The organism is Streptomyces sp., from assembly GCF_019510245.1.
Classification (GTDB): Bacteria; Actinomycetota; Actinomycetes; order Streptomycetales; family Streptomycetaceae; genus Streptomyces.
The window spans coordinates 1-25,923 of sequence record NZ_JAEKKT010000127.1 but is presented as its reverse complement, the minus strand read 5'-3'; the positions used below and the strand labels follow the sequence as shown (position 1 = coordinate 25,923).

The 25,923-nt window shown below is 71.4% G+C and carries 18 protein-coding genes and 1 pseudogene; 7 read left to right on the top strand and 12 right to left on the bottom strand.

The window, feature by feature from the left end:
• Positions 1-8 precede the first annotated feature (8 nt).
• Genes wecB through JF597_RS14755 form a run of 4 tightly spaced genes read left to right on the top strand, consistent with a single transcriptional unit; the run spans position 9 to position 5,734 of the window.
• Entirely contained in the window at positions 9-1,097 is a 1,089-nt protein-coding gene (wecB, locus tag JF597_RS14770; RefSeq protein ID WP_293994231.1) for a non-hydrolyzing UDP-N-acetylglucosamine 2-epimerase, read from the top strand.
• Positions 1,090-1,740: a methyltransferase domain-containing protein gene (locus JF597_RS14765; RefSeq protein ID WP_293994229.1), complete on the top strand. Its 651-nt coding sequence runs from the start codon at positions 1,090-1,092 to the stop codon at positions 1,738-1,740. The genes wecB and JF597_RS14765 overlap by 8 nt, the downstream gene beginning before the upstream one ends.
• Positions 1,740-3,551, top strand: coding sequence for a hypothetical protein (locus tag JF597_RS14760; protein WP_293994227.1), 1,812 nt, complete (start codon positions 1,740-1,742; stop codon positions 3,549-3,551). Before JF597_RS14765 ends, JF597_RS14760 begins: the two co-directional genes overlap by 1 nt.
• Positions 3,548-5,734, top strand: coding sequence for a glycosyltransferase (locus tag JF597_RS14755; RefSeq protein WP_293994225.1), 2,187 nt, complete (start codon positions 3,548-3,550; stop codon positions 5,732-5,734). Before JF597_RS14760 ends, JF597_RS14755 begins: the two co-directional genes overlap by 4 nt.
• 56 nt (positions 5,735-5,790) lie before the next feature.
• Here JF597_RS14755 and JF597_RS14750 read toward each other — a convergent pair whose 3' ends face one another.
• The 3 genes from JF597_RS14750 to JF597_RS14740 form a co-directional block, all read right to left on the bottom strand.
• Positions 5,791-6,792: a fatty acid desaturase gene (locus JF597_RS14750; protein ID WP_293994223.1), complete on the bottom strand. Its 1,002-nt coding sequence runs from the start codon at positions 6,790-6,792 to the stop codon at positions 5,791-5,793.
• A 201-nt stretch (positions 6,793-6,993) separates the two neighbouring features.
• The gene (locus tag JF597_RS14745) at positions 6,994-8,355 is read right to left on the bottom strand and encodes an MFS transporter (protein ID WP_293994221.1); all 1,362 of its coding nucleotides are present in this window, start codon (positions 8,353-8,355) and stop codon (positions 6,994-6,996) included.
• Positions 8,356-8,586: 231 nt separating this feature from the next.
• The gene (locus JF597_RS14740) at positions 8,587-9,252 is read right to left on the bottom strand and encodes a TetR/AcrR family transcriptional regulator (protein WP_293994219.1); all 666 of its coding nucleotides are present in this window, start codon (positions 9,250-9,252) and stop codon (positions 8,587-8,589) included.
• A 157-nt stretch (positions 9,253-9,409) separates the two neighbouring features.
• Here JF597_RS14740 and JF597_RS14735 point away from each other — a divergent pair, with 157 nt between their 5' ends.
• From JF597_RS14735 to JF597_RS14725, 3 genes are all read left to right on the top strand, one after another.
• Positions 9,410-10,291: a shikimate dehydrogenase gene (locus JF597_RS14735; protein ID WP_293994217.1), complete on the top strand. Its 882-nt coding sequence runs from the start codon at positions 9,410-9,412 to the stop codon at positions 10,289-10,291.
• A 106-nt stretch (positions 10,292-10,397) separates the two neighbouring features.
• Positions 10,398-12,179 (top strand): sugar phosphate isomerase/epimerase and 4-hydroxyphenylpyruvate domain-containing protein, encoded by a 1,782-nt coding sequence (locus JF597_RS14730; protein ID WP_293994214.1) that lies wholly within the window; start codon positions 10,398-10,400, stop codon positions 12,177-12,179.
• Between the two features lie 175 nt (positions 12,180-12,354).
• Complete coding sequence (locus tag JF597_RS14725; protein WP_293994211.1) at positions 12,355-14,229, top strand: glycosyltransferase family 39 protein; 1,875 nt, start codon at positions 12,355-12,357, stop codon at positions 14,227-14,229.
• 55 nt (positions 14,230-14,284) lie between these two features.
• On the opposite strand, the gene JF597_RS14720 is transcribed toward JF597_RS14725, so the two are convergent.
• The 9 genes and pseudogenes from JF597_RS14720 to JF597_RS14680 all read right to left on the bottom strand — a co-directional run.
• Positions 14,285-17,140: a glycoside hydrolase family 2 TIM barrel-domain containing protein gene (locus JF597_RS14720; protein ID WP_293994208.1), complete on the bottom strand. Its 2,856-nt coding sequence runs from the start codon at positions 17,138-17,140 to the stop codon at positions 14,285-14,287.
• A gap of 25 nt (positions 17,141-17,165) precedes the next feature.
• Complete coding sequence (locus tag JF597_RS14715) at positions 17,166-18,029, bottom strand: carbohydrate ABC transporter permease (RefSeq protein ID WP_293994205.1); 864 nt, start codon at positions 18,027-18,029, stop codon at positions 17,166-17,168.
• Complete coding sequence (locus tag JF597_RS14710) at positions 18,026-18,991, bottom strand: carbohydrate ABC transporter permease (RefSeq protein WP_293994202.1); 966 nt, start codon at positions 18,989-18,991, stop codon at positions 18,026-18,028. The genes JF597_RS14715 and JF597_RS14710 overlap by 4 nt, the downstream gene beginning before the upstream one ends.
• 20 nt (positions 18,992-19,011) lie before the next feature.
• Positions 19,012-20,277, bottom strand: a complete 1,266-nt coding sequence (locus tag JF597_RS14705; protein ID WP_293994199.1) for a sugar ABC transporter substrate-binding protein — start codon at positions 20,275-20,277, stop codon at positions 19,012-19,014.
• Between the two features lie 257 nt (positions 20,278-20,534).
• Positions 20,535-22,415, bottom strand: coding sequence for a glycoside hydrolase (locus tag JF597_RS14700; RefSeq protein ID WP_293994195.1), 1,881 nt, complete (start codon positions 22,413-22,415; stop codon positions 20,535-20,537).
• Entirely contained in the window at positions 22,412-23,656 is a 1,245-nt protein-coding gene (locus JF597_RS14695) for an ROK family protein (protein ID WP_293994192.1), read from the bottom strand. The genes JF597_RS14700 and JF597_RS14695 overlap by 4 nt, the downstream gene beginning before the upstream one ends.
• 218 nt (positions 23,657-23,874) lie before the next feature.
• Positions 23,875-24,468, bottom strand: a complete 594-nt coding sequence (locus JF597_RS14690) for a histidine phosphatase family protein (RefSeq protein WP_293994190.1) — start codon at positions 24,466-24,468, stop codon at positions 23,875-23,877.
• 6 nt (positions 24,469-24,474) lie between these two features.
• The gene (gnd, locus tag JF597_RS14685) at positions 24,475-25,488 is read right to left on the bottom strand and encodes a phosphogluconate dehydrogenase (NAD(+)-dependent, decarboxylating) (protein WP_293994188.1); all 1,014 of its coding nucleotides are present in this window, start codon (positions 25,486-25,488) and stop codon (positions 24,475-24,477) included.
• A gap of 46 nt (positions 25,489-25,534) precedes the next feature.
• A pseudogene (locus JF597_RS14680) lies at positions 25,535-25,923 on the bottom strand (glucose-6-phosphate isomerase); the annotation flags it as partial.

The window sequence follows — 25,923 nt, the reverse complement described above, 5'->3', positions numbered from 1 at the left end:
CGTACGACATGAACGGCCGCGTACTCCATGTCGTAGGGACCAGGCCGAACTTCGTGAAGGCCGCGCCCGTCGTCGCCGCCCTGCGCGCGACCGGGCACGACCAGGTCCTGGTGCACACCGGTCAGCACTACGACGAACGGATGTCGCACGTCTTCTTCCGGGAGCTGGGCCTGCCCGCCCCGGACACCGACCTCGGCGTCGGCTCGGGCAGCCACGCCCGGCAGACCGCCGACCTGCTGGTGGCCCTGGAGGGCGAGCTGCTCGCCCGTGCCCCGGCCCTGGTCGTCGTCTACGGCGACGTGAACTCCACCCTGGCCGCGGCCCTGGCCGCCGCCAAGCTGGGCATCCCGGTGGCCCATGTGGAGGCGGGGCTGCGCAGCTTCGACATGGCGATGCCGGAGGAGGTCAACCGGCGCCTGGTCGACCAGCTCGCCGAGCTGCTCTTCGTCACCAGCCCGGAAGCCGTCGGCCACCTCGCCCGCGAGGGCGTCGACCCGGGCCGGGTGCACTTCGTCGGCAACCCCATGATCGACACTCTCCTCACCCATCTGGAGCATTTCGACCCGGCTTCCGCCCGCGCCGCCCACGCGCTGCCCGAGCGGTACGGCGTGGTCACCCTGCACCGCCCGGCCAACGTCGACGACCCCGAGGCCGCCGCGGCCGCCGCCCGCGCCCTCACCGAGGCCGCCGGACACCTCGACCTCGCCGTCCCCCTGCACCCGCGCGGCCGCGAGGCGCTGCGCAAGGCCGGCCTCGCCGACGCGCCCGGCATCCACCTCCTCGAACCGCTCGGCTACGTCGAGTTCATGGGCCTGGTCCGCGGGGCCGCCGCCGTGATCACCGACTCGGGCGGCGTCCAGGAGGAGACCACCGTGCTCGGCGTGCCCTGCCTGACGCTGCGCACCACGACCGAACGCCCGGTCACCGTCACCCACGGCACCAACCGCCTGGTCCGGCACGGCGAACTGGTGCCCGCCCTGCGCAAGGTCCTCGACGGGCAGACGGCGGCCGACCCCGAGGGACCACCGCTGTGGGACGGCAAGGCCGGCCCCCGCATCGCCCGCGTGCTCACCGAGTGGCTGGAGCGCCATGACTGACGCCACCCGTACCTACACCGAAGCCCCCCTCACCTACTGGGACACCCGGCACCGCGAACGCGACGACCTCGCCTCCGGCGGCCACATCGGCCTCGACCGGCCCGGCAACGAGATCTTCTACGCGATCCGGCTCGGCCAGCTCCTCACCCTGATCGGTGACCTGTCCAGCCCCGCCTCCCCGCTGTTCGTCCTCGACGCGGGCTGCGGCAAGGGGCACTTCGCCCGCTCCCTCGCCCGCTGCGGCCACCACGTCGACGCCTTCGACGCCAGCGAGGAGGCCGTCACCCACGCGCGGGCCGAGGGCGGCGGCCCCCGCTTCACCGTCGCCGCCCTCGACGAGTGGCGCAGCCCCTGGCTCTACGACGTCGTGATGTGCGTGGACGTCCTCTTCCACGTCCTGGACGACGCGCAGTGGCGGGCGAGCCTGCGCAACCTCGCCTCCCTCGTCCGGATCACCGGCCGGCTGATCGTCACCGACGAGAACACCGACGAACCCGTCCCGCGCGGCGACTACATCCTGCACCGGCCGATCGCCGCCTACCTCGAAGAACTCGAACCAATGGGCCTGAGCCACACCCTCTTCCGGCCGTACGGCTTCCGCGAGAACCGGGTCGGCTTCCATGTCTTTACGAGGAACCGCTGATGCGCCTGACCGATCTGCTCCACCCGCACCTGGACGACGTGACCTCGGTCGTGGACGCGACGGGCGGCGGCCTGCGTCTGGACCCCTATCTGCACCTGCCGCCGGGCGTCGAACTGCGGCGGCACGCGGAACCCGTCGGCGAGGGGGAGCTGATGCTCCTCTGCTACGGCCCCGACCTGGCCCTGCACGGCGCCGAGGCGGACTGCCTGGCCGCACTGGAACGGATGCGGCCCGGCGGCCGCGGCCTGATCGTCTTCGGCCACCCCGGCACCGACCTGCCCTACCACCGGCTCCTCGACGCCCTGGTGGCACACCGCTGCCAGGTGCTGCACGCCGCCGCGCTCGGCTACACCCACCTGCACGCCGGCGCGGTGTTCGCATGCACCGAGGAACTCCTGCCCCCGCACGACTGGTTCGGTCACCCGCTGCCGGCCGACGGCTTCGCCACCGCCCTGAGGATCGCCGACGAGTACGTCCTCGCCGACTTCGTCTCCCGCTCCCAGCGCGCCCGCCTGATCGACCTGGAGCGGGCCGCCGAGGAGACCGCCCGCGCCCTGGAGACCGCCCGCGAGGACGGCCTCGCCGAACGGCTCGCCGCCGCCCTGCGGGACAAGGACCAGCTCTCCGCCGAGCTGCGCCGGGCCCGGGAGCGCACCGGCGTGCTGGAGTCGCGGGTGACCATGCTGGAGGGCTCCACCTCGCTGCGGGTCGGCAAGGCACTGGTGTCGGCGGCCCGGTCGCCGAAGCGCCGCGCGGCCCGGCTGCCGGGCGAGCTGTACGGGCTGTGGCGGCAGCGGAAGGCCAAGGGCGGCCGCCCGTCCGGCGCCCAGGTCGCCGCCCCCGCGCCGGAGCCGCACACCGGCGACCGCTTCCACCTCTCCCACCGCGCCCTGTCCGTGGCGCCCCGCGACCGGCTGGTGATCACCGGCGTGCTCACCGACCGCACCGCAGCGGACTTCGCGGCGGACGCCGTGGTCAGCAGGGTGCTGCCGCACGACGGGCGGCTGCTGGTCGAGCGCACCGACCCGGACGTCTTCCTCGTCCAGTCGAGCGCGTGTGCGGCCCAGGACGGGCCCTGGTCGCTCACCGGCACCGGCCTAGCCCCGGACCTGGACCGGCGGCTCGCCGAACTCGTCTCCCGGGCAAGGAGCCTGGGCCGTGTCGCGGTGCTGTGGCGGGACGGCCCGGCGTCGTCCGCCCCGGGCCTGTCGCTGCTGCCCTGGGACGCCGTCCTCGACGGCGACACCGGGACGGCGCTTCGTCGCCTCGACCCGGTCACCGACGGCCGGGACCGGCTCCGGGACGTCTTCGTGCAGGACAGCACCCGGGTCCGGCTGGCCCGGCTGGCCGCCCTCACCGGCGGCCCCGACCCGCTCGCCGAGCGCCGGATCGCCGTCCTCGCCGCCCCCCGGGACGCCACCGACGTGGCCCGGCTCGTCGCCCAGGCGCTCGGCCAGCTGCACCGGCCGGCCGAGGTGGTCGTCGCCGACCCGGCCGGCCTCGCCCTCGACGAACTCACCGCCGCCTCGGTCGCCGTGCACGCGGGACCGCCCACCGCACCCTGGGTCGCCGACTGGACGGACCTGACCGAGGACCGTCCGGACACCCTCCTCCTCGACCTGCTCTGCGCCCAGGAGTACTCGGGCGCCGACGTGGTGGGCCACACCCCCGCCGCCGACGACTACGCCTTCGTACCGGCTCTGAAGCCGCTCCTCGTGCGCCGGTCCCTCCTCGACACCGGCACCCCGCCGGACACCTGGTCGCGGGCCGGGCACCGCCTGTTCGCCGTGCGTGGAAAGGAACCGTCATGACCCGCACCCTCAGGGCGCTCGTCTACGGCGACGTGGACCTGAACCTCATCGACGGCTCCGCCGTCTGGGCCCAGTCGACGGTCCAGGCACTGTCCCGCGCGGGCTGCCGGACGCGCCTCGTCCTCAAGGCCCCCGTCGAGACGGGCAGGCTGACCGACCCCCTCGCGGGCCTGCCCGGGGTCACCGTGGTCCGGCCGTACGAGGAGCATCTCGTCCCCGGCCAGGGCGCGCACCCCCTCTCGCCCTTCCAGGCCTCGCGGCTGCTCGCCCGGCTGGACGCGGAGGAGCCCTGCGACCTGCTGGTGCTGCGCGGCCGCCGGCTGGTCAAGCAGATCGTCGGCGACGGCGCCTTCGAGGGCCGGATCTGGGCCTACCTCACCGACATCCCGCAGTCCCCGGCCGACATGACCGAGGAGGCCCGCGCCGACCTCGCCCGCATCGCCGCCGCCTCCCGGTACCTCCTCTGCCAGACCGAGGAGTTGCGCTGCTTCCTGGAGGCCTGGGTGCCGGAGGCCTGCGGCCGGTCCGTGCTCTGCCCGCCCGCGGTGCCCGAGCCGGGCTTCCCGGTCCCGGCCCGCAACGGCCTGCACGATCCCGTACGCCTCGTCTACACCGGCAAGTTCGCGCCCCGCTGGAACACGCTGCCCATGACCCGGCTGCCCGCGATGCTCGCCGAACGCGGCATCAGGACCGAACTGCACGCCGTCGGCGACAAGATCCACAAGGATCCGGGCCACCCCGGCTTCGACACCGCCATGGCCGAGGCGCTGCGCACCACCCCCGAGGTCGTCCACCACGGCGGCGTACCGCGCGAGGAGGCCATGCGCCTCGCCGCCGACTGCGACCTCGGCCTCGGCTGGCGCGCCGCCTCCCTCGACGCCAGCCTCGAACTCTCCACCAAGGTACTGGAGTTCGGCTCCCTCGGCCTGCCCGTCGTCCTCAACCGCACCCCCGCCCACGAGGCCCTGCTGGGCGCCGACTACCCCCTGTTCGTGCCGGGCACCGCCACCCTCGCGGACGCGGCGGACGTCGTCTGCCTCGCCGTACGCGACACCGCGGCCCGGCAGCTCGCCGCCGACCGGTGTGCCGCGGCCGCCCGGGAGTACACCCTGGAGGCCGCGGCCGCCCGCTGGCGCGGCCACCTCGACCGCGCCTTCCCGGCCGCACCCGCCGCCGTCGCCACCCGGGCCCGCCCGCTGCGGGTCGGGGTCGCCGGCCACGACCTGAAGTTCCTCACCCGTCTCCTCGACCACCTCAGCGCGCTGCCCGGCCTCGACGTCCGGATCGACGCCTGGCCCGCCCTCGCCCGGCACGACGCCGCCGCCAGCCGCGAACTCGCCGCCTGGGCCGATGTGGTGGTCGTCGAGTGGTGCGGCCCCGCGGCCATCTGGTACAGCCGCCACAAGCGGCGCGGCAGCAGGCTGATCGTGCGCCTGCACCGCTTCGAACTCGACGCCGGCTATCCGCGCCAGGTCGACATCGACGCCGTCGACCGGGTGGTGTGCGTCAGCCCCTACTACGCCCGCGCCACCCGCGACCGCACCGGCTGGCCCGCCGCGAAGATCACCACGATCGGCAACTGGGTGGACGTCGACCAGCTCGACCGGCCCAAGGCGCCCGGCGCCCGCCACCGGCTCGGCATGATCGGGATCGCACCCAGCCGCAAACGCCTCGACCTCGGCCTCGACGTCCTCGAAGCACTCCGCGCCCGCGACCGCCGCTGGCACCTGTCGGTCAAGTCGAAGCCGCCGTGGGAGTACTGGTGGATCTGGAACAAGCCCGAGGAACGCGAGCACTACGACGCGATCCTGCGCCGCATGCAGACCTCACCGCTCCTCGAAGGGGCCGTCGTCTTCGACCAGTTCGGCCCCGACGTCCCCAACTGGCTGCGCCGCATCGGCCACGTGCTCTCCACCAGCGACGACGAGAGCTTCCACCTCTCCCCGGCCGAGGGCATGGCCTCCGGCGCCGTACCCGCGCTGCTGCCGTGGCCCGGCGCGGACGAGATCTACGACCGGCGCTGGATCCACGACACCCCCGAGGCGATGGCCGACGCGATCACCGGCCTCGCCGAGCAGGAGGACTGGCGGTCCGCCGGGGCGACGGCCCGCGAACAGGTCCGGGAGGGGTTCTCGCTGGAGCGGGTGGCCGGGGAGTGGACGGAGCTGCTGGTGTCGAGGTGAGACCCGCGGCGGCTGCCGTGCCGTCAGCTCGTGGCTGGTGCACCGTCAGAGGGGCGTCACGCCGCCGACTCCGGGCGGCCGGCCGGCCCGGGCAGCAGGCGGGCGCCGAGGCGGTCCGGGCTCGGCCAGCGGACGTCGTAGGCCCAGCCCAGCTTCTCGAAGATGCGGATCAGGCGTGCCGACGGGTCGATCTGGCCGGACAGTACACCGTGGCGCGCGCCCGTGGGGTCGGCGTGGTGCGAGTTGTGCCAGCTCTCCCCGAAGGACAGCAGGGCGAGCGGCCAGAAGTTGGTGGCCTTGTCCCGGCTGGCGAACGGGCGCCTGCCCGCGACGTGGCAGACCGAGTTCACCGACCAGGTGACGTGGTGCAGCAGGGCCATCCGCATCACGCCGGCCCAGAAGAACCCGGTCAGCGCACCGGCCCAGGTCCCGGTGACGAGCCCGCCGACCAGCGCGGGGGCCAGGAGGGAGACGACGGTCAGCGGCCCGAAGAGCCGGCCGACGAGCCGCAGATCGCGGTCGGCGTCGATGTCGGGCGCGAACCTGGCCCGGTTGCTCAGCTCCCGCTTGAGCATCCAGCCGATGTGCGCGTGCAGCAGCCCCTTGAGGAGCGCGCGCGTGTCGGTTCCGAAGCGCCAGGGGGAGTGCGGATCGCCCTCGCGGTCGGCGAAGGCGTGGTGGCGGCGGTGGTTCGCCACCCACTGCACCGGCGAGCCCTCGACCCCCAGCGAACCAGCGACCGCCAGAGCGATGCGCAGACCCCGCTTCGCCTTGAACGAGCGGTGCGTGAAGAGGCGGTGATAGCCGACCGTGAGCCCGAAGCCGGACACCAGGTAGGCGACCACGGCCATGGTGACGTCCAGCGCCGACAGGCCCCGCCCCCACAGCAGCGGCACCGCGACGGCCAGGCAGACCACCGGGCCGACCACGAAGATCCACATCGCGACGCCCGCCGCGGCGTTCTGCGGGGCGTCGAGCAGCGGCCTGACTCCGGCCACGGTGTCGGCGTCGCCTCCGGCGACGGTCTGTTCGGAACGGTCAGCTGTGCTCGGGCTCATCGGTTCCCCGCCGTTGCTCGAGGGTGTCGGACATGGTGCCGCCTACGGCACACCATCGCAGGGAACGGCATCCCCGCAGGTCATCGCTCATGTCCAGGGTGTGAACGGCGTGGGACCAAATCTCCTTCAGAGCGGCGGCGACGGTCCGCCCGGGCGCCGGCCCGGGCGGACGTGTGCCTGCCTCGCGGAACGGACGGGGCCTCAGGCGGTCACGGTCTCCGGCCGGGACGCCTCGCGGGGGGTGCGGGACCCGAGGTCCTCGGTGGCCACCGTGTGGGTCTCGCGGGCGGACAGCGCGGCGATCACCGGCGGCACGCACAGCGCGGCCGTGAACAGCGCCACCGCCGACCAGTCGTCGCCGCCCGGACCCGCGATCCGCGCCGCGAAGGTCACCGCGAAACCGGCCACCGCGAACCCGATCTGGGTACCGATCGCCATGCCCGACAGCCTCACCCGGGTCGAGAACATCTCGCCGTAGAAGGACGGCCAGACCCCGTTCGCCGCGCTGTAGACGACACCGAAGGCGACGATCCCGAGGAGCATGACCAGCGGGTACGAGCCGGTGGAGATCGCCCACAGGTAGCCGAACATCGCCACCGCGCTGCCCACCGCACCGATCAGGTAGACCGGCCGCCGCCCGATCCGGTCCGACAGCGTCGCCCACGCCGGGATCGCGCCCAGCGCCACCAGGTTCGCCAGCGCGCCCACCCACAGCATCGAGGTCCTGGACATCCCGACCGGGTCGCTCGTCGCGTAGGCCAGCGCCCACACCGTGAAGATCGTGCTCACCGAGGCGATCAGCGCGCCCCCGATCACCCGCAGCACGTCCGCCCAGTGGTACCGCACCAGCGTGACCAGCGGCAGCCGTACGACACCCTCGGTCGCCGCCTGCTCGGCGAAGGCCGGGGTCTCCTCGAGCCTGCGCCGGATGAACCAGCCGACCACGGCCACCGCGACACTCAGCCAGAACGGCACCCGCCAGCCCCAGGACATCAGCTGGTCCTCGGGCAGCTGGGAGACCGCGATGAAGACCAGGGTGGCGATCAACTGACCGCCCTGGGTGCCGCCGAGGGTGAAGCTGGTGAAGAAGCCGCGCCGGTTCGGCGGCGCGTGCTCCAGACTCATCGAACTCGCGCTGGCCTGCTCGCCGGCCGCCGAGATGCCCTGCAGCACCCGGCACAGCACCAGCAGCACCGGCGCCAGGCCGCCCACCTGGGCGCGGGTCGGCAGACAGCCGATCAGGAACGTCGACAGGCCCATCAGCAGCAGCGTGAAGACCATGACCTTCTTGCGGCCGATCCGGTCCCCGAAGTGCCCGAGGAACAGCGCGCCGACCGGGCGGGCCGCGTACGCGACGCCGAACGTGGCCAGCGAGAGCAAGGTCGCGTTGGCCGGGTCCGACTCGTCGAAGAAGACCTTCGGGAAGATCAGCGCGGCCGCGCTGCCGTAGATGAAGAAGTCGTAGTACTCCAGGGCGCTGCCGATCCAGGCGGCCAGGGCGGCCTTTCTCGGCTGGCCACCGGGTGGTACGGCGGTGGCAGCGGGCTGGGCGGGGACGGACACGGCGGTGCTCCTTCGGGGAACTCCAACGTAGGCGGAGTGAGCGGCGGGGGAGAAGGCCGGTTCCCAGGGATGACGGGGTCGGCGGGCCAGGGGCCGGGGTGCTAATTAACCCACTGGATAGTTAGTCGCGATGGGTACGGATGTTGCGCTCGCGTTTCCCCGGTGTCAAGAGGTCGTGCCGGTCCCGTCCGGTTCCGTCCGGTCCCTTCCCGCGCCCGGCGCCCGGCGCGGTCAGTCCGCCGCGCGCTCCGCGGTGAGGTAGGCGATCACCATGTCGCCCAGCATGGCCCGGTAGTGCGCGCGCTGCGCCGGGTCCACCAGGTCGCGGCCGAAGAGGGCGCGGAAGGTGGCCCGGTTCGCCACCCGGAAGAAGCAGAACGAACTGATCATCGCGTGCAGGTCGACGGCGTCCACGTCGGCCGTGAACAGGCCCGACTCCTGCCCGGCGGCCAGGATCCGGCGGATCACCTCCAGTGCCGGCGAGCCGATCCTGCCGAGCTTCTCGGAGGCCGCGATGTGCTCGGCGCCGTGGATGTTCTCGATGCTGACCAGCCGGATGAAGTCCGGGTGCTGCTCGTGGTGGTCGAAGGTCAGCTCGGCGAGCCGGCGGATCGCCGCGACCGGGTCCAGGTGCTCGACGTCCAGCTGCTGCTCCGCCTCGCGGATCACGCCGTACGCGCGCTCCAGGACCGCCGTGAACAGCTGCTCCTTGCCGCCGAAGTAGTAGTAGATCATCCGCTTCGTGGTGCGGGTGCGGGCCGCGATCTCGTCGACGCGGGCCCCGTCGTAGCCGGCCCGGGCGAACTCCTGGGTGGCCACGTCGAGGATCTCGGCCTGGGTGCGGGCGGCGTCACGGAGCCGCCCGTTGGTCTGTGCCGGTTCGTCGACGCTGGTCATCGGGTTCCTATCGGGTTCCGTCGGGGAGACAGCCGGTGCCGGAGATTGTAGAAGCCCGTGGCGGAGCGTTCCCGGAGAGGTCTTCCCACGCGGTCACCCCGGGTGCTATAGCTAACGTACTAGTTCGTACATTAGTGATGCCGCTCGGGAGGGCCACGTGGCCAAGGACTCGTATCTCGTCGGACTGATCGGCTCCGGCATCGGCCCGTCGCTCAGCCCGGCCCTGCACCAGCGCGAGGCCGACCGGCAGGGGCTGCGGTACCTGTACCGGCTGATCGACATCGACGTGATCGGCGTTCCGCCACAGGCCGTGGGGGAACTCGTGCGGGCCGCGCGGGACCTCGGCTTCGACGGGCTGAACATCACGCACCCCTGCAAGCAGCTCGTCATCGAGCACCTCGACGCGCTTGCCCCGCAGGCCGAGGCGCTCGGCGCGGTCAACACGGTGGTCTTCGAGGCCGACGGCAGGGCGGTCGGCCACAACACGGACGTGACCGGGTTCGCGGCGTCGTTCGCGCGCGGGCTGCCGGACGCTCCGCTGGAGCGGGTGGTGCAGCTGGGCGCCGGGGGCGCCGGGGCCGCCGTCGCCCACGCGACGCTCACGTTGGGGGCCGGGCGGGTCACTGTCGTGGACGCGGTGGCCGAGCGGGCCGTCGAACTCGCGGGCTCGCTGAACCGGCATTTCGGCGCGGGGCGCGCGGTGGCCGCGGGCCTGGACCGGCTGCCGGACCTGCTGACCGGTGCGGACGGGCTGGTGCACGCGACGCCGACGGGGATGGCCGCGCATCCGGGGCTGCCGGTGCCTGCGGAGCTGCTGCATGCAGGGTTGTGGGTGGCCGAGGTGGTGTACCGGCCGCTGGAGACGGAACTGGTGCGGACCGCTCGGGCGGTGGGGTGCGCGGTGCTGGACGGGGGTGGGATGGCCGTGTTCCAGGCCGTGGACGCGTTTCGGTTGTTCACGGGGAGGGCGGCGGACAGTGGGCGGATGCTTGCCGACATCGCGGAGTTGGGTGAGAGGTCGGCGGGGCAGGTCGTGTGACGAATGCGGGCCGGTTGTGGCTGGTCGCGCAGTTCCTCCCCCAGCCTTCGGCTGGGGGTACCCCCAGCGCCCCCAAGCAGGTGCAGTGCACGTAAGGAAAAAGGCCATGCGTACTTCCATCGCTACCGTCTCGCTCAGTGGGTCGCTCACCGAGAAGCTCACCGCCGCCTCCCGGGCCGGGTTCGGCGGGGTCGAGATCTTCGAGAACGATCTGCTCGCCAGTCCGCTCTCGCCCCGTGAGATTCGGACTCGGTGCGCCGATCTCGGGCTGACCATCGATCTCTACCAACCCATGCGGGACATCGAAGCCGTCCCCGACGACGAGTTCGCGCGCAATCTGCGGCGCGCCCGGCACAAGTTCGGACTCATGCGGGAACTGGGCGCCGACACCGTCCTCGTCTGTTCCTCCGTCTCACCGCTCGCGATCGACGACGATGGTCTCGCCACCTCCCAACTTGCTCGACTCGCCGACCTGGCACAGGACTTCGGCATCCGCGTCGCGTACGAGGCGCTCGCCTGGGGGCGGCACGTCAGTACGTACGACCGTGCCTGGCGGATCGTCGAGGCGGCCGACCACCCCGCCCTCGGCACCTGCCTCGACAGCTTCCACATCCTCTCCCGGCGGTCCGACCCCAAGGGCATCGAGGACATCCCCGGCGAGAAGATCTTCTTCCTCCAGCTGGCCGATGCCCCGCTGCTCGCCATGGACGTGCTCCAGTGGAGCCGGCACTACCGGTGCTTCCCGGGGCAGGGCGGGTTCGACGTGGCCGGGCTCGTCCGTCACGTACTGCGGACCGGGTACGACGGGCCGCTCTCCCTCGAAGTCTTCAACGACGTCTTCCGGCAGGCGGAGGCCGGCCCGACCGCCGTCGACGCGCACCGTTCGCTGCTGGTGCTGCAAGAGGCCGTCGGAGTGGGGGAGTTGCCGCCACCGGTCGTGCCGACGGGGGTCGCGTTCGCCGAACTCGTCACGCCCGACGCCGAGCCGGTGTCGGCGCTGCTCGGCGCCCTCGGCTTCGCCCGGACCGCGCGTCATCGGAGCAAGCCCGTCGACCTGTGGGAGCAGGGCGAGGCCCGGATCCTGGTCAACACCGGTCCCGCCGCCCGCCGCGAGGGCACGGGCCTCGCCGCGATCGGCCTCGGGTCACCGGACCCGCGGGCCGCCGCCCGCCGCGCCGAGGCCCTGCTCGCCCCCGTGCTGCCCCGCCGCCGCGCCCCGGGGGACGCCCCGCTCGACGCGGTCGCCGCGCCCGACGGCACGGAACTGTTCTTCTGCGCCACCGACCATGGCCCCCAACTCCCCGACTGGCGGGCCGACTTCGCCGGGGTGCCGCACGAACCGGCGCCGGGCCCGGCGCACATCGACCACCTCGCGCTCACCCAGCCCTGGCACCAGTACGACGAGGCGGCCCTCTTCCACCGCAGCGTCCTCGGCCTGCACGCCCAGGAGAGCGTCGACGTCGCCGACCCCTACGGGCTGCTGCGCTCCCGCGCCGTCACCAACGCCGACGGCAGCGTCCGGATCGCCCTCGGGGTCGGCGCAGCCCCGGCCGACGACACCCTGCACGCCCAGCACATCGCCCTGGCCGTCGCGGACGTGGCCGCCGCCGCCCGTGCCTTCCGGGCGGCCGGTGGCGGTCTGCTGCCCATCCCCGCCAACTACCACGACGACCTGGCCGCCCGGTACGAGTTCGCCGACGGTGAGCTGGAGACGTACCGCGACCTCGGCATCCTCTACGACCGGGACGCGGGCGGGGTGTTCCGGCACTGCTACACCCGGACGGTCGGACGGGTGTTCTTCGAACTCGTCGAGCGGGAGCCCGGGTATCGCGGCTACGGCGCCCAGAACGCCCCGGTACGCCTCGCGGCCCAGCACGCCGGGCGGTGAGGCACAGGCGGGGTCCAGGATTCTTACAGGTTCCATGACCGATCCTCACGAACATCCTGAATGTTCCTTGACAACCGGGACGTGACGTTCGCCGGAATCCAGTCGTCCTACAGGCCGTAGCACTCCGGGGCGCTCTGGAAGCCCCGGACACCGGGAGTCCTGGAGGCCGTCCGCGATGCCGAGCCCTGTCAGCGCCGAGCCGCTCGTCCGTGCCGAGGGGCCGCCGCCCTCGCCGGCCCGGGCACGGAGCCGTACCCAGCGCTACGAGCGCCCGATCCTCGCCGGCATCGCCACGGTCGCCGCGCTGCTCTTCTTCTGGGGCATCTGGCACAGCGCGTACCACACCTTCTACGCGAGCGCCGTCCGCAGCATGACCGACAACCCGGTCGCCTTCCTCTACGGCTCCTTCGACCCCGGCAACTCCATCACCCTGGACAAGCTGCCCGGCTTCCTGTGGCCGCAGGCCCTGTCGGCGCTGGTCCTCGGCTTCCACCCGTGGTCCCTGGTGGTCCCGCAGGCCCTGGAGGGCGTGGCCTCGGTGGTCCTGCTCCACGTGGTCGTACGGCGCTGGGCCGGTGTGCCGGCCGGGCTGCTGGCCGCCGCCTTCCTCACGCTCACCCCGGTGACCGTGGGTCTTGGCCGTTCGGTCACCGAGGACGCGCCGTTCGTCCTGCTGTTGCTGCTGGCCGCCGAGGCCACCCAGCGGGCCACCGCCCGCGCCCGGCTGCGCACCCTCGTCCTGGCGGGCTTCTGGGTCGGAGCCGCCTTCCAGTGCAAGATGCTGGAGGCCTGGGCGGTGCTGCCCGCGCTGGCGGTGACCTATCTGGTGGCCGCGCCGGCCACACTGCGCCGCCGGATCCGGGACCTCGCCGTGTCCGGGACGGTCATGCTGGCGGTGTCCCTCTCCTGGATGCTGGCCGCCGGCCTCACCCCGGCCGGCGCCCGCCCCTACCTCGACGGCACGACCGACAACTCGCCGATCGCCCTGGTCGTCGGCTACAACTTCCTGACCCGCTTCCAGACGCTGGGCGTCGACGCGGCCGGCACCGGGAGCATCGTCGCCGACCGGGCGCACAGCAGGGCGTCCGTGGGGATGGGGGACAGCGTCTGGAAGATGTTCAGCCCCGGGCTGGCCAGCCAGACGGGCTGGCTGTACCCGCTGGCGGCGCTGGGCCTGGCCGCCGGGCTGTACGGCCTGTGGCGCCGCCGTCCGCCGCGCACCGACCCCTTCCTGGCCGGGTACCTGCTCTGGGGTACCTGGCTGGTGACGTTCTTCCTGGTCTTCAGCTTCGGCAGCGTGACCGGGCACACCTACTACATGGGGGTGGTGGCGGTCGGCCTGTCGGCCCTGGCCGCCGTGGCCGTGACCCGGGTGCGGCGGCGGGGCGTGCTGTGCGCGGTCCTCGCCGTCAACGTCGGCTGGTGCGCGGCGCTCACCCTGCACTACCCGCGCTTCTTCGCCTGGTCCGTCGGCGTCGCCGCGGTCCTCGCCCTGCCGGCGCTGGTCCTCTTCGCCCTGGGCGGGGCGCGTCCGCGCAGGACCGCCCTGGCCGTCGCCCTCGCCGCGGTCCTGGTCGTCCCCACGGTCTGGTCCGCGTCCGCGACCTCCCTGCGCTACAACCAGCCCGGCGGGTTCGGCCGGATCGGCCCGGGCAGCATCGCCACCCGCAACGGCGCCTCCGCCCTCGACCCGGCCCAGCAGCGCGTCCTCGCCTACCTCACCGCCCACCGCGACGGCGCCCGCTACCTGGCCGCCGTGCCCCGCTGGCAGATGGCGGCGCCGTACATCCTCTCGGACAACGCCTCCATCCTCCCGCTCGGCGGCTTCACCGCCCACGTGCCCTACCCCGCGCCCGGCACCTTCCACAGCCTGATCGACACCGGCAGGCTCCGCTACGTCCTGCTCTCCGCGGCCGACCTCACCCACCGCGCCCGGGGCGCGAGGACCCCGGGACGGGCCCTGGTCCGCTGGGCCATCGGCCACTGCACGCCGGTCCACGTCGCGCGCTACACCCTCTACCGGTGCGGGGCCGCCGGGCACGGCCGCTGAGCGGACCGAAGGCCCCGGACCATGCACGGTCCGGGGCCTTCCAGGGCGCCGCGGATCAGCCGATGTCCGTGAACACGAAGGAGAACTCAGCCGGCTCGGCGTGGAGTTGGTACTGCGGCAGGACGCCCGGGCCGCAGGACTGCGAGCCGATGCCGTGCTGGCCGTGGTCCAGGTTGACCCACACCGTGTCGCCGGGGGTGAGGTCGCTGCGGTGCGTGGCCGCGTCCAGCTGTTCGGTGGTCCACCGGCGGGCCGTGAACCAGAACTCCGGGTCGCCGTCGATCCGCAGCCCGCCGAGCTCCGCCCAGCGGACGTCGGCGCGGGCGCCGTTCTCCTGCGGGCGGACGTACGGTGTCTGGAGGTCGTCGACCGTCGACTCCCAACGGCTCACCAGCGAAGCCGACCTGGTGTCCGGGTAGGCCTCCTCGGGTCCGCCGCCGAACCACCGCACCCGGTCGGCGGCCGGCAGCCCGAAGCGGATGCCGAGCCGGGGCAGCGGCACCGTCCAGTCGCCGTCCGGGCTGACGGTGACGGTCAGCCGCAGGCGGTCGCCGTCCGAGGTCCAGCGGTAGACGGTCGCGAGACCGAACTCCCAGGCGGCGGGCGCGACCCGGGTCCGCACGGTCAGCGCGCCGCCGTCCTGCTCCACCGCGTCCAGGCGGTGCCGCATCCGGTGCAGACCGAACTTGCGCCACAGCTCGCCGTAGCGCAGGTCGCTCTGCCAGGCGGCACCGTCGTCGTTGTCGGTCGGGGCCCGCCACACGTCCAGCCGCAGTCCGGTCACCGCCACCGAGCCGATGCTCAGCAGCGCACCGCTGCGGGCGTCGAACGCGGCCGGGCCGAGGGTGATCGACCCGTCGCCGGACACCACCGGTCCGGCGGAGGCCACGAACGACGGCAACTGCCGTCCCGAGACGGGGAACTGGCCCCAGGCGACCACATGCCCCCGCGGACCCCAGCCGGCGTCGGCCGCCAGGACCGCCTGTACCGTCCACTGCGTCTCGCCGCTGCCGGCGGCGACCGGCGGCTCCGGCAGCTTCACCTCCGCCGAATCGCCGGCCGCCAGAGCCGGTACGGCCAAGGTGCCCGACTCGACGGTCTCGCCGCCGACCTGGTACGACCACTCGAATGCCAGCGCCGACAGATCGGCGAAGTCCTGCCTGTTGGTGACACGGACGGTGGCGCCGTCGCCCTCGATGCGGACGGGCTCGACCACCTTCTTGTACTCCGCAAGCCCCGGAGAGGGCCGTCGGTCGGGGAAGACCAGTCCGTCGCAGACGAAGTTCCCGTCGTGCAGCTCCTCGCCGAAGTCGCCGCCGTACGCGAAGCCGTAGCGCTCGTCCTTGATGCCGTGGTCGATCCACTCCCAGATGAAGCCGCCCTGGAGCCGGTCGTACGACTCGAAGATCCGCTGGTAGTCGGCGAGGCCACCGGGGCCGTTGCCCATCGCGTGCCCGTACTCGCACAGGATGAAGGGGAGTTGGCGACGCCGATGGGTGCCGCCGTCCAGTTTCCGGCCGATCCGCTCGACCTCGGCGTGGTCGGCGTACATCCGTGAATAGAGGTCCGTGTCACGGCAGTCGATGTCACCCTCGTAGTGCACGAGCCGCGACGCGTCCCGGCCGTGGATCCACTCGGCCATCGCGGTCAGGCCCCGCCCGGTGCCCGCCTCGTTGCCCAGGGACCAGATCACCACCGACGGGTGGTTCTTGTCGCGCTCGACCATCCGGGCGGCCCGGTCGAGCAGCGCCGGGGTCCAGCGGTCGTCGTCGACCGGGTTGTCCCGCCAGGCCTGCTCGGTGAAGCCGTGGGTCTCCAGATCGCACTCGTCGATCACCCACAGGCCGTACTCGTCGCACAGGTCGAGGAAGGCCGGGTGCGGCGGGTAGTGGGAGGTGCGGACCGCGTTGATGTTGTGCCGCTTCATCAGCAGCACGTCCGCGCGCATCGTCTCCAGGTCGAGGGCCCGGCCCTGCTCGGGGTGCCACTCGTGCCGGTTGACGCCCTTGAAGAGGACGGGCCGCCCGTTGACCTTGATCAGCCCGTCCTCGAGGACGACGGTCCGGAAGCCGATCCGCAACGGAACCCGCTCGCCCTCGGTGGCCAGCACACCGTCGTACAGCCTCGGGGTCTCGGCCGTCCACGCCTCGACCGGGACGGTGACCGGCTCGCCGGTGGCGGTGTCGACGCCCAGTTCCGGCACGGTGACCCTGCCGTCCACGTCGGAGTCGACGCGCAGGGTGCCGGTGCCGTCGACGTGGTCGTAGGAGGCGTGCACGAAGAAGTCGAGGGCGCTCCCGGCCGGGCGGTGCAGCAGGGTCACGTCGCGGAAGATGCCGGGCAGCCACCACTGGTCCTGGTCCTCCAGGTAGGAGCCGGCCGACCACTGGTGGACCCGGACGGCGAGCACGTTGCCGGCCGGCTTCAGGAGATGGCCGACCGCGAACTCGTGCGGCAGCCGGGAGCCCTTGAACTCGCCGATGTCCGTGCCGTTCAGCCAGAGGCGGGCGCAGGACTCGACGCCGTCGAAGCGCAGGACCGTCCCGCCGTCGGTCAGGTCCCAGTCCTCCGGCAGGTCGAAGGCGCGCAGGTGGTCACCCGTGGGGTTCTCGGTCGGCACCCTCGGCGGGTCGACCGGGAACGGGTACAGGTGGTTCGTGTAGATCGGCGCGCCATGCCCCTGGAGCACCCAGTGCCCCGGGACCGACACCTCCGCCCAGCCCCCGGCGTCGTACCCCGGCTCGGCGAACGCGTCGTCCTCGGCGGCCGCCGTGGGCGACAGCCGGAAACGCCAGCTGCCGTTCAGGGAAAGGGACTTCGCGTCCGAGGCGCGGTACCAGGCGCGGGGTGGCAGCGCGCCCGAGCCCGGCGAGACGTCCTCGACGTAATCGGTGGTGGTGCGCAAAGACATCGGTCTCCAGGTCATTCGAGGCGGGTCAGCCCTTGATGCCGGTCTGCGCGATCCCCTGGACCAGCCAGCGCTGGAGGAAGAGGAAGACGAACACCAGGGGCAGGATGGAGATGGCGGTGGCCATGAAGATCAGGTGGAAGTTCACGGTCTGGTTGGTCATGAACGAGGAGAGCGCGACCTGCACGGTCCAGGCGTTCGGGTCCTGCCCGATGACCAGCGGCCACAGGAAGGCGTTCCAGCCGCTGATGAACGTGATCGTGGCCATCGCCGCGAAGAAGTTCAGCGAGTTGGGGACGACGATCCGCCAGTAGGCGCCCCAGTAGCCGAGCCCGTCCACGCGTGCCGCCTCCTCCAGTTCCTTGGGGAACCCCAGGAAGTACTGCCGGAAAAGGAAGCAGGTGAAACCACTGAACAGGCCCGGAACGATCATGCCCCGGTAGGTGTCGATCCAGCCGAGGGACGAGACCAGCACGAAGCTGGGCACGAAGGTGACGGCGGTGGGGACCATCAGGGTCGCCAGCACGGCGTAGAAGACCTTGTTGGCGTGCTTGTAGGGGATCCGGGCGAGACCGTATCCCGCCATGGAGCAGAACAGCAGGGTGCCCACGGTGCTCAGGACGGCGATCACCGTGGAGTTCCACATGGAGTGGGCGAACTCGACGGTGGGGTCGTCGAAGAGTTCGGAGATGTTGCCCCACTGGAAGGAGGGCAGCAGCTTCCAGTTCTCGCCCGTGATCTCCGGGTCGGTGGAGAGCGCGTTGCGGACGATCAGGTAGAAGGGGATCAGGAAGAGGAAGGCGGCGACGCTGACGGCGATGTACAGACCGGTGCTGCCGAGGACCCCTCCGCGCTTCTTGCGGTCCTTGCGGACGTGCGGTGTGACGGTCACTTCTCCTCCCCTCCGCCGAAGCCCATGATCTTGCCCTGGGCCAGCGTGACGATGCAGATCAGCAGGGACAGGATGACCGCGCCCGCGCTGCCGGCGCCGTAGTCCTGGTCGGTGCCGAGGGCGGCCTTGTAGAGCTCCATGAGCGGCGTCTGGGCCCACGTGGCCTTCGTCCCGATGAGGTTGAAGAACTCGTCGAACGCCTGGTACGCGGCGATCAGCAGCAGGAGGATCACCGCGGTCGAGGTGGCCCTCAGCTGGGGCAGTGTGATGTACCGGAAGGTCTGCCAGCCCGGCTTGGCGCCGTCGATCGAGGCGGCCTCGTACAGCTCCGGCGGGATGTTCTGCAGCGCCGCCAGGAACAGGATCATGTAGAAACCGGCCTGGATCCACAGTCGAAGGGTCAGGATGACCAGCCAGTACCAGGGCGGGCTCGGGTCGGAGAGCCAGGCGATGTTGTCGACGCCGAACCAGCTCAGGACGGTGTTGGCCAGCCCGAAGCGGACGCCGCTGAAGACGGACATCTTCCAGATCAGGGCGGCGGCGACGTAGGAGACGGCGGTCGGCAAGAAGAACACCGACCGGAAGAACGCTCGCATGAACCGCAGCCGGTGCACCAGCAGTGCGAGGCCCAGCGACAGTGCCCACGTGGTCGGCACGATGAACGCGGCGAACACGGTGAACGTGACCAGCGAGTCCGGGAAGTTGCTGTTGGTGAGGATCTGCTTGTAGTTGTCGAAACCGATGAAATGGCTCGGCGTGACCGTGTAGCGGGCGTCGAAGAAGCTGAGGAAGATGCTCCAGCCGATCGGCACGAAGACGAAGATCACCAGGCCGATGAGGAACGGCCCGGTGAAGAGCCAGAAGTTGAGCGTCGGATTGCCCCGCAGGCCCCGCCGCGGCCGGGCCGGGGAGGCCTTGGCCGGGGCGGGCTGGGCGACCCCGCGTGTGGTGGTGGTCGACATGTCGTGGTCTTCCCGGCGGCCTATCCGAACAACTTCTTGAGCTCGACGCCGACCTTCTTGTCGCAGGCGTCGAGCGCGGCCTCGGGGTTGCCGTTCTTGCGCACGGAGGACGCGATCACGTCGTTGAAGGCGGTGATCATGGTCTGGTCGAAGCCGATGTTGTCGAAGTGGCCGTAGTCGGTGAAGAGCTTGACGCCCTCAGCGGGCAGGCCCGACTTCAGCTTGGTGGCCGACTGCGCTATCGAGGTGCGCGGCGGGATGTGGAAGCCGTACGAGGTGGCCCAGTCCTCCTGGTAATTCTTCTGGTCGATCCACAGCCACTTGACGTACTCCTTGGCCGCGTCGACGTTCTTGCCCTTGGCGTTGACGAAGATCGACCAGCCGCCGTTGTAGACGGACTGCTTGCCGGCGCTGCCGATCTTCGGGAACGGGAAGATGCCGAGGTCGTCGCCGAGGGCCTGCTGCATGGCCGGCATGGACCACATGCCGCCCCACTGGATGGCGCACAGGCCCTGGTTGAGCGAGGACGGGTCCCAGAAGTCGGTCGGGGCGCCGAGGAGCACATGGCCGCTGGTGAACAGGGTGCGGAGCTTCTTCAGGCCCTCGATGACGCCCGGGGTGTGGTAGGCGATCTGGTTCTTCGCGTCGAGGGTGTCGGCGCCGGCCGACCAGATCAGGGTGTTCTGGATCGCGGTGAAGTCGTTGCCGAGGAAGACGCCCTTGACCTTGCCGGTGGTGAGCTTGGCGGCGGCCTCGATCAGCTCGTCGAGCGTGGTCGGGACGTCGACCTTGGCCTTCTCCAGCATCGACTTGCGGTAGTAGAAGAACTGCGGGTCGTCGATCATCCGGATCCCGTAGATCTTCCCGTCGACCGTGTGGGAGTTGATGTCGTTCGGGTTGAAGTCGTCCTTGACCGGGTCGATGAGGTCGCTGAGGTCCGCCACCTGGCCGCTCTTGACGAGCTGGAGCTGCGGGTGGAACTCGAAGACGTCGGGCGCCTTCGAGGTCAGCAGCGACGCGAAGAGCGCCGACTCGAAGTTGTTGCCGGTGATCCAGCTGGTGCTCACGTCGGCCTTCTTGTATGCAGCCGCGTAGCGCTTGAGGGCCTGCTCGGTGCCCGCCTCGCCGTAGGCGTGGAAGTACTGGGTGAGCTGGGTGCCCGACCCGCTGCCCCCGCCTCTGCCGTTGTTGCTGCCGCACGCGGCCAGCGTGCCGGCGGCGGCCATGCCCGCTGCCGCCCGGAAGAGTGACCGGCGGGACCAGTTGTTGTTGCTGAGTGCCGACATGCTGACGTCCTTGTCTGTCGAGTGCGGCGTGGGCGCCGTGGCCGTGGGAGGCCCTGAAAACGTCGGGAACCAGATGGCCGAAATTGCGTTGCGGAGCGGGACGTTAACCTTCGGCTAACACTTCGGCAAGAGGTTGGACGAAGTCTGCGCGAAACGTTGTACCCCGTTCGGAATGGCGAACAGGAGGTGGCGCAAGGCGAGTTGAGGGCCGCCGCGTCAGGGGGCGGCGGCCCTCGGTCCGTGGGGAGGCCGGTTGGCTACTGCCTGGTCCAGGCCTCGTTGCTGCCGCTGTTGCAGCTGTAGAGGATCACCTTGCTGCCGTCGGCAGTGGCCTGCCCGGTCACGTCCAGGCACTTGCCGGACGCCTCGCTGAGAATCTGCCCGTTGGCGTTCAGCAGCCAGCGCTGGCTCGCGTCACCGGTGGGGTCGGCGGTGGCCGTCAGACCGGAACCCGACGCCGTGAGATAGCCGTTCGGGCCCTTCAGGGTGCCCTTCGCGTCGTACGACCACGACTGGTCCGCAGCGCCCGTGCAGGTGGCGATGGCGCCCCCGGAGGCGCCCGCCGTCAGGCACTTGCCGGACTGCCTGCCGGCCAGCGCGCCGGTGACGGCCGAAGTGCCGTTGCCCTTCTGGCCCTTCTGGTCGAGGACGTACGTCGTGATCGAGCGGGCCGCCAGGGTCGCGGAGACCGTCCCCGCGCTCACCGACGGCTCGGCGGCCTCGGCCCAGTCCTCGGTGGCCGAGGTGCGCACCGACTCCCTGGCCCGCTTCGGCGCCGCGTTGTTGAAGTGCAGACTCAGCGGGGTGTCGGTCGCGTTGTGGTTGTTGACCACGACCACCCATTGCCCGCCGCTGTCGTACGCCGACACCTCGACCCCGGCCGGCGCCCCGGTCACGTTGTGCGCGACCGAGCCGGGGCGGACGAACTTGCTGTACTGGCCGAGCGCGTAGTACCGCTTGGTGAAGTACAGCGTCTGGTTGCCGTTCGTCGCGTAGTCGGGGTCGTAGTAGATCAGGCCGTCGTTCCAGCCGACGTCGTTCTTCGCGTACGGGTCGGTGCCGTAACCGCTGGCCAGCGCCACCCACCACTGGAAGGCCGAGTCGTGGGCGCTGGCGAAGTCCTTGTAGATGATGCGGGACAGCAGCAGGGCGTTGTCGATGGTCGGGTCGTACTCCTGGTTCCAGCCCGTGGAGCCCTTGCCGAAGCAGCAGATCTCGCTGGCCCAGGACTTCTGGCCGACCGTCCTCGACGTCTCGTAGACGTTGCCGAGCTGGCCGTCGCCGGGATTGTTGTAGGTGTGGTGCGCCAGCGCGGACACGTACTGCGCGGTGTCCGGCTGTGAGATCCACTGCGGGAGTTCGGAGACGAACTGGGTCGTCTGGCTGGACTCGTCGGCGATGATCGAGGTCGTCTGCTGCCGGGCCCTCTGCTCGGCGCCGAGCGCCCGCACGATGTCGTCGCGCTGGTCGACGGTGACCTGCATGCCCTCCTGCCCGCACGAACCGAAGTCGTTGTCCGGCTCGTTGAAGGGGCTGATGTAGTCCAGCTGCACGCCCTGCCCGGCGAGGTGCTGGGTCACGTCGGCGATGTACCGGGCGTAGTCGCCCTCGTTCTCCGGCTTCAACTGCCCGCCGCAGCTCTGCCCGTTCGTCGTCCACCGGGCGGGCGCGCTGTTGACGAAGCCGATCAGGTCCTCGACGCCGTACTTCGCGGCGTACTTGAGGAACGTCCGACCTCCCTTGTCCCGGCTCCAGTCGTACGAGCCGTCAGGGTTCAGGAAGTCCTCGGCGACCCGGGCCGGGGTGGTGACCGCGACCCCGCCGCCGCCGATGTTGTAGCGGTACGCGCTGAGGTCCAGGCCCTCCTTGGAGAAGAGCAGCTTCGCCACCCGGGCCTGGACCTTGGGGGAGAAGTGCTGGAGGTCGTTGACCCACCAGGCGCCCGAGGCGCCGATGTCGTCGATGGTCTGGGCGGCGTGCGGGGACACCTCGGCGGCCACGGTGGTGGCGGTCGCGGTCGCGGCCGAGGCGGGCGGGGCGGATATCAGGGGTCCGGCGACGGCCAGTGCGGCCGCGGCCGTCAGGAGGACCGGTCTGCTGCGGTGGGGGTGTGACACGTGCGTCCCTTCCGTCGTCATGAAGGTCGTGCGGTACGGCTCCTTGCGGGGGTGGTGCGTTTCGGTGCCCTCTGTCCCACCGCCTGCAGGGCGCCCTCCAGCGCGAACGTGGCCGCGCCCAGGCAGACCGGATCGGTGGGGACGGGGGAGAGGACGATCTCGGTGGTGGCGAACGGCCGCCTCAGCGCGTGCCGTCGCACGGCCTCGCGGACTTCATCGAGCAGCGGTGCGCCCAGCTTTCTGGCGACCCAGCTGCTCAGCACGACCACTTCGGGGTTGAACAGGTTCACGAGGTCCGCGATGCCGGCCCCGAGGTATCGGGCCGTGTCGCGGACCACCTTGACGGCCACCGGGTCGCCCGCGGCGACCCCGTGGGTCAGGGCGTCGATGGTCGCCGTCTGGTCCTCGGGGTGCAGCAGCGTGGAGCGGGGGCTGAGTTCGCGCAGGTTGAGCATGATGCCGGGGGCGCCGACGTACGTCTCCACGCAGCCGTTGTTGCCGCAGTGGCACAGCCGCCCGTCCAGCACGAGCGTCGTATGGCCCCACTCTCCGGCGCTGTTGCTCACCCCGCGGTACAGTCCGCCGCCGAGTACCAGTCCGGCGCCGACGCCGGTGCCGAGGTTCACCACCACGGCGTCCTCGCGCCCGCGCGCGGCCCCGAACCACAGCTCGGCCACGGCACTCGCCCGCAGCGGGTTGTCCAGGTACAGCGGATAGGCGATGTGTTCGGCGAGCAGGTCCAGCAACGGCACGTCGTGCCAGTCCCAGTTGGGCGCGTACTCGGCGATGCCGGTGGCCCGGTCCACCTGACCCGGCACGCTCACCCCCACCCCGAGCACCCGCGCGCCCTCGACGCCGGCCTGGGCGACCACCGAGCCGACGGCCGTGGCGACGTGGGCGACGGCCTGCTCGGGCCGGCTCTCCCCCGGGCGCATGTCCTCCACCGCGCGGGCCAGCACGTTCAGCCCCAGGTCGAACAGCTCCACCCGGACGTACGTCTCCGCCATGTCGACGCCGATCAGCGCGCCGCCCGAGGCGTTGACGGCGACGAGGCCCCGGGGGCGGCCGCCCGCCGAGTCCTCGAAGCCGACCTCGGTGATCATCCGGAGGTCGAGCAGTTCGCCGACGAGGGTGGCGACCGTGGCCACGCTCAGCCCGGCCGAGGCCGCCAGGGTCTGCCGTGAGGTGGGGGACTGGGCGATGATCTGGCGCAGCACCTCGTAGCGGTTCGCGGTGCGGATGTCACGCGATGTGCGCTTCACGCGGCTGCCCCTCCCATCCCGTCACGGCCGGGCCGGGGCGTACGACGGCACCGGCGCGGCGTCAGGGTATGGGCTTCGCGGGACTTTCGACAAGGGGTTAGGAAAGGGGCCGTAGAAACTGGCCCGGGACCGCCCCGGGAAGGCTGCTGCCGACTGCCTGGCACCAACACGTCGAAACGGCCCGCCAGTTGTCGCCGGCGGGCCGTCCCCACGATGTGCTACGGCTGCTTGTTCCACTCCGCGATCACGGGCCACCCGTGTTCGGTGGACAGCCGGCTCACGGTCCCGGTCGCCAGCTGGAACAGCCTGCCCTCGGCGGGCGGCAGCCCCAGGCGGCGGGCCGTCAGCACCCGCAGGAAGTGGGCGTGGGCCACCAGGACCACGTCACCCGTGCCGGTGGTGAGCGCCGTCTCGACCTTTCTGAGCACCCGGTCGGCCCGCTCGCCGATCTGCTCCGGGGACTCGCCGGGGTGGCCCTGAGGGCCCGGCGGGACGCCGTCAGCCCACAGGTACCAGTCGGGGCGGCTGCGGTGGATCTCCGCCGTGGTGATGCCCTCGTAGCCGCCGTAGTCCCATTCGTGCAGGTCGGGGTCGGGCACGACCCCGGTCAGACCGGCCAGTTCGGCGGTGCGTATCGCGCGGTCCAGCGGGCTGGACAGCGCCAGTGCGTAGGTCCGTCCGGTGAGCAGCGGGGCGAGGGACTTGGCCTGTTCCTCACCGTGCTGGGTGAGGGGCAGGTCGGTCCAGCTGGTGTGCTGTCCCGACACGCTCCACTCCGTCTCACCGTGGCGGACCAGGAGAAGGTCTCCCACCGCGCACTACTCCTTCGACTCGACGGCGTGGCCGCCGAACTGGTTGCGCAGCGCCGCGATCATCTTCATCTGCGGGGAGTCGTCCTGGCGGGACGCGAACCGGGCGAAGAGGGAGGCCGTGATCGCCGGCAGCGGCACCGCGTTGTCGATGGCCGCCTCGACGGTCCAGCGGCCCTCGCCGGAGTCCTGCGCGAAGCCCTTCAGCTTGTCCAGGTGCTCGTCGTCGTCCAGGGCGTTGACCGCGAGGTCGAGCAGCCAGGAACGGATGACGGTGCCCTCCTGCCAGGAGCGGAAGACCTCGCGGACGTTGTCCACGGACTTGACCTTCTCGAGCAGCTCCCATCCCTCGGCGTAGGCCTGCATCATGGCGTACTCGATGCCGTTGTGGACCATCTTGGAGAAGTGCCCGGCACCGACCCTGCCGGCGTGGACGTAGCCGTACGGGCCCTCGGGCTTGAGCGCCTCGAAGATCGGCTCCAGGCGCTGCACGTGCTCCTTGTTGCCCCCGACCATCAGGGCGTAGCCGTTCTGCAGGCCCCACACACCGCCGGAGACACCGGCGTCGACGAAGCCGATGCCCTTGATGCCGAGTTCGGCGGCGTGCTTCTCGTCGTCCGTCCAGCGGGAGTTGCCGCCGTCGACCACGGTGTCGCCCTCGGACAGCAGGTCCTTGAGCTCGTCGACGACGGACTGGGTGGCGTGGCCCGCCGGGACCATCACCCACACCGTGCGCGGGGCGTCGAGCTTCTCGACCAGTTCCTCGAGGGACTTGACGTCGGAGACGTCGGGGTTGCGGTCGTAGCCGATGACGGTGTGGCCGGCGCGGCGGATGCGCTCGCGCATGTTGCCGCCCATCTTGCCGAGGCCGATCAGCCCGATCTGCATGTCAGTCACTTTGCGTGATCCATTCGTGTGGTGTAAGTTACGGAGCTCAGCGTGTGAGAACTGGGCACGCTGCCGGGCAGGTTTCGACCCGGCTGGCGCTGATCGCGTAAGACCTGGCGGGAACGCTGTTTCCACTGGGCTGTGAGAGTCAGGAATCACCCTCGTTCGCGAGAGTGAGGATTCAATTCCTAAGCGTGCGGTACGCGGCCACGAGCCCGGCGGTGGAGGAATCCAGGCCGGGCACGTCGGCGCCCTCGGTGAGGGCGGGCTCGATGCGCTTGGCGAGCACCTTGCCCAGCTCCACGCCCCACTGGTCGAAGGAGTCGATGTCCCAGATCGCGCCCTGCACGAAGACCTTGTGCTCGTAGAGCGCGACGAGCTGGCCGAGGACCGACGGGGTCAGCTCGCGGGCCAGGATCGTGGTGGTGGGATGGTTGCCCTTGAAGGTGCGGTGCGCCACCTGCTCCTCGGCCACGCCCTCGGCGCGGACCTCCTCCGCCGTCTTGCCGAAGGCCAGCGCCTGCGTCTGGGCGAAGAAGTTCGCCATCAGCAGGTCGTGCTGGGCCCTGA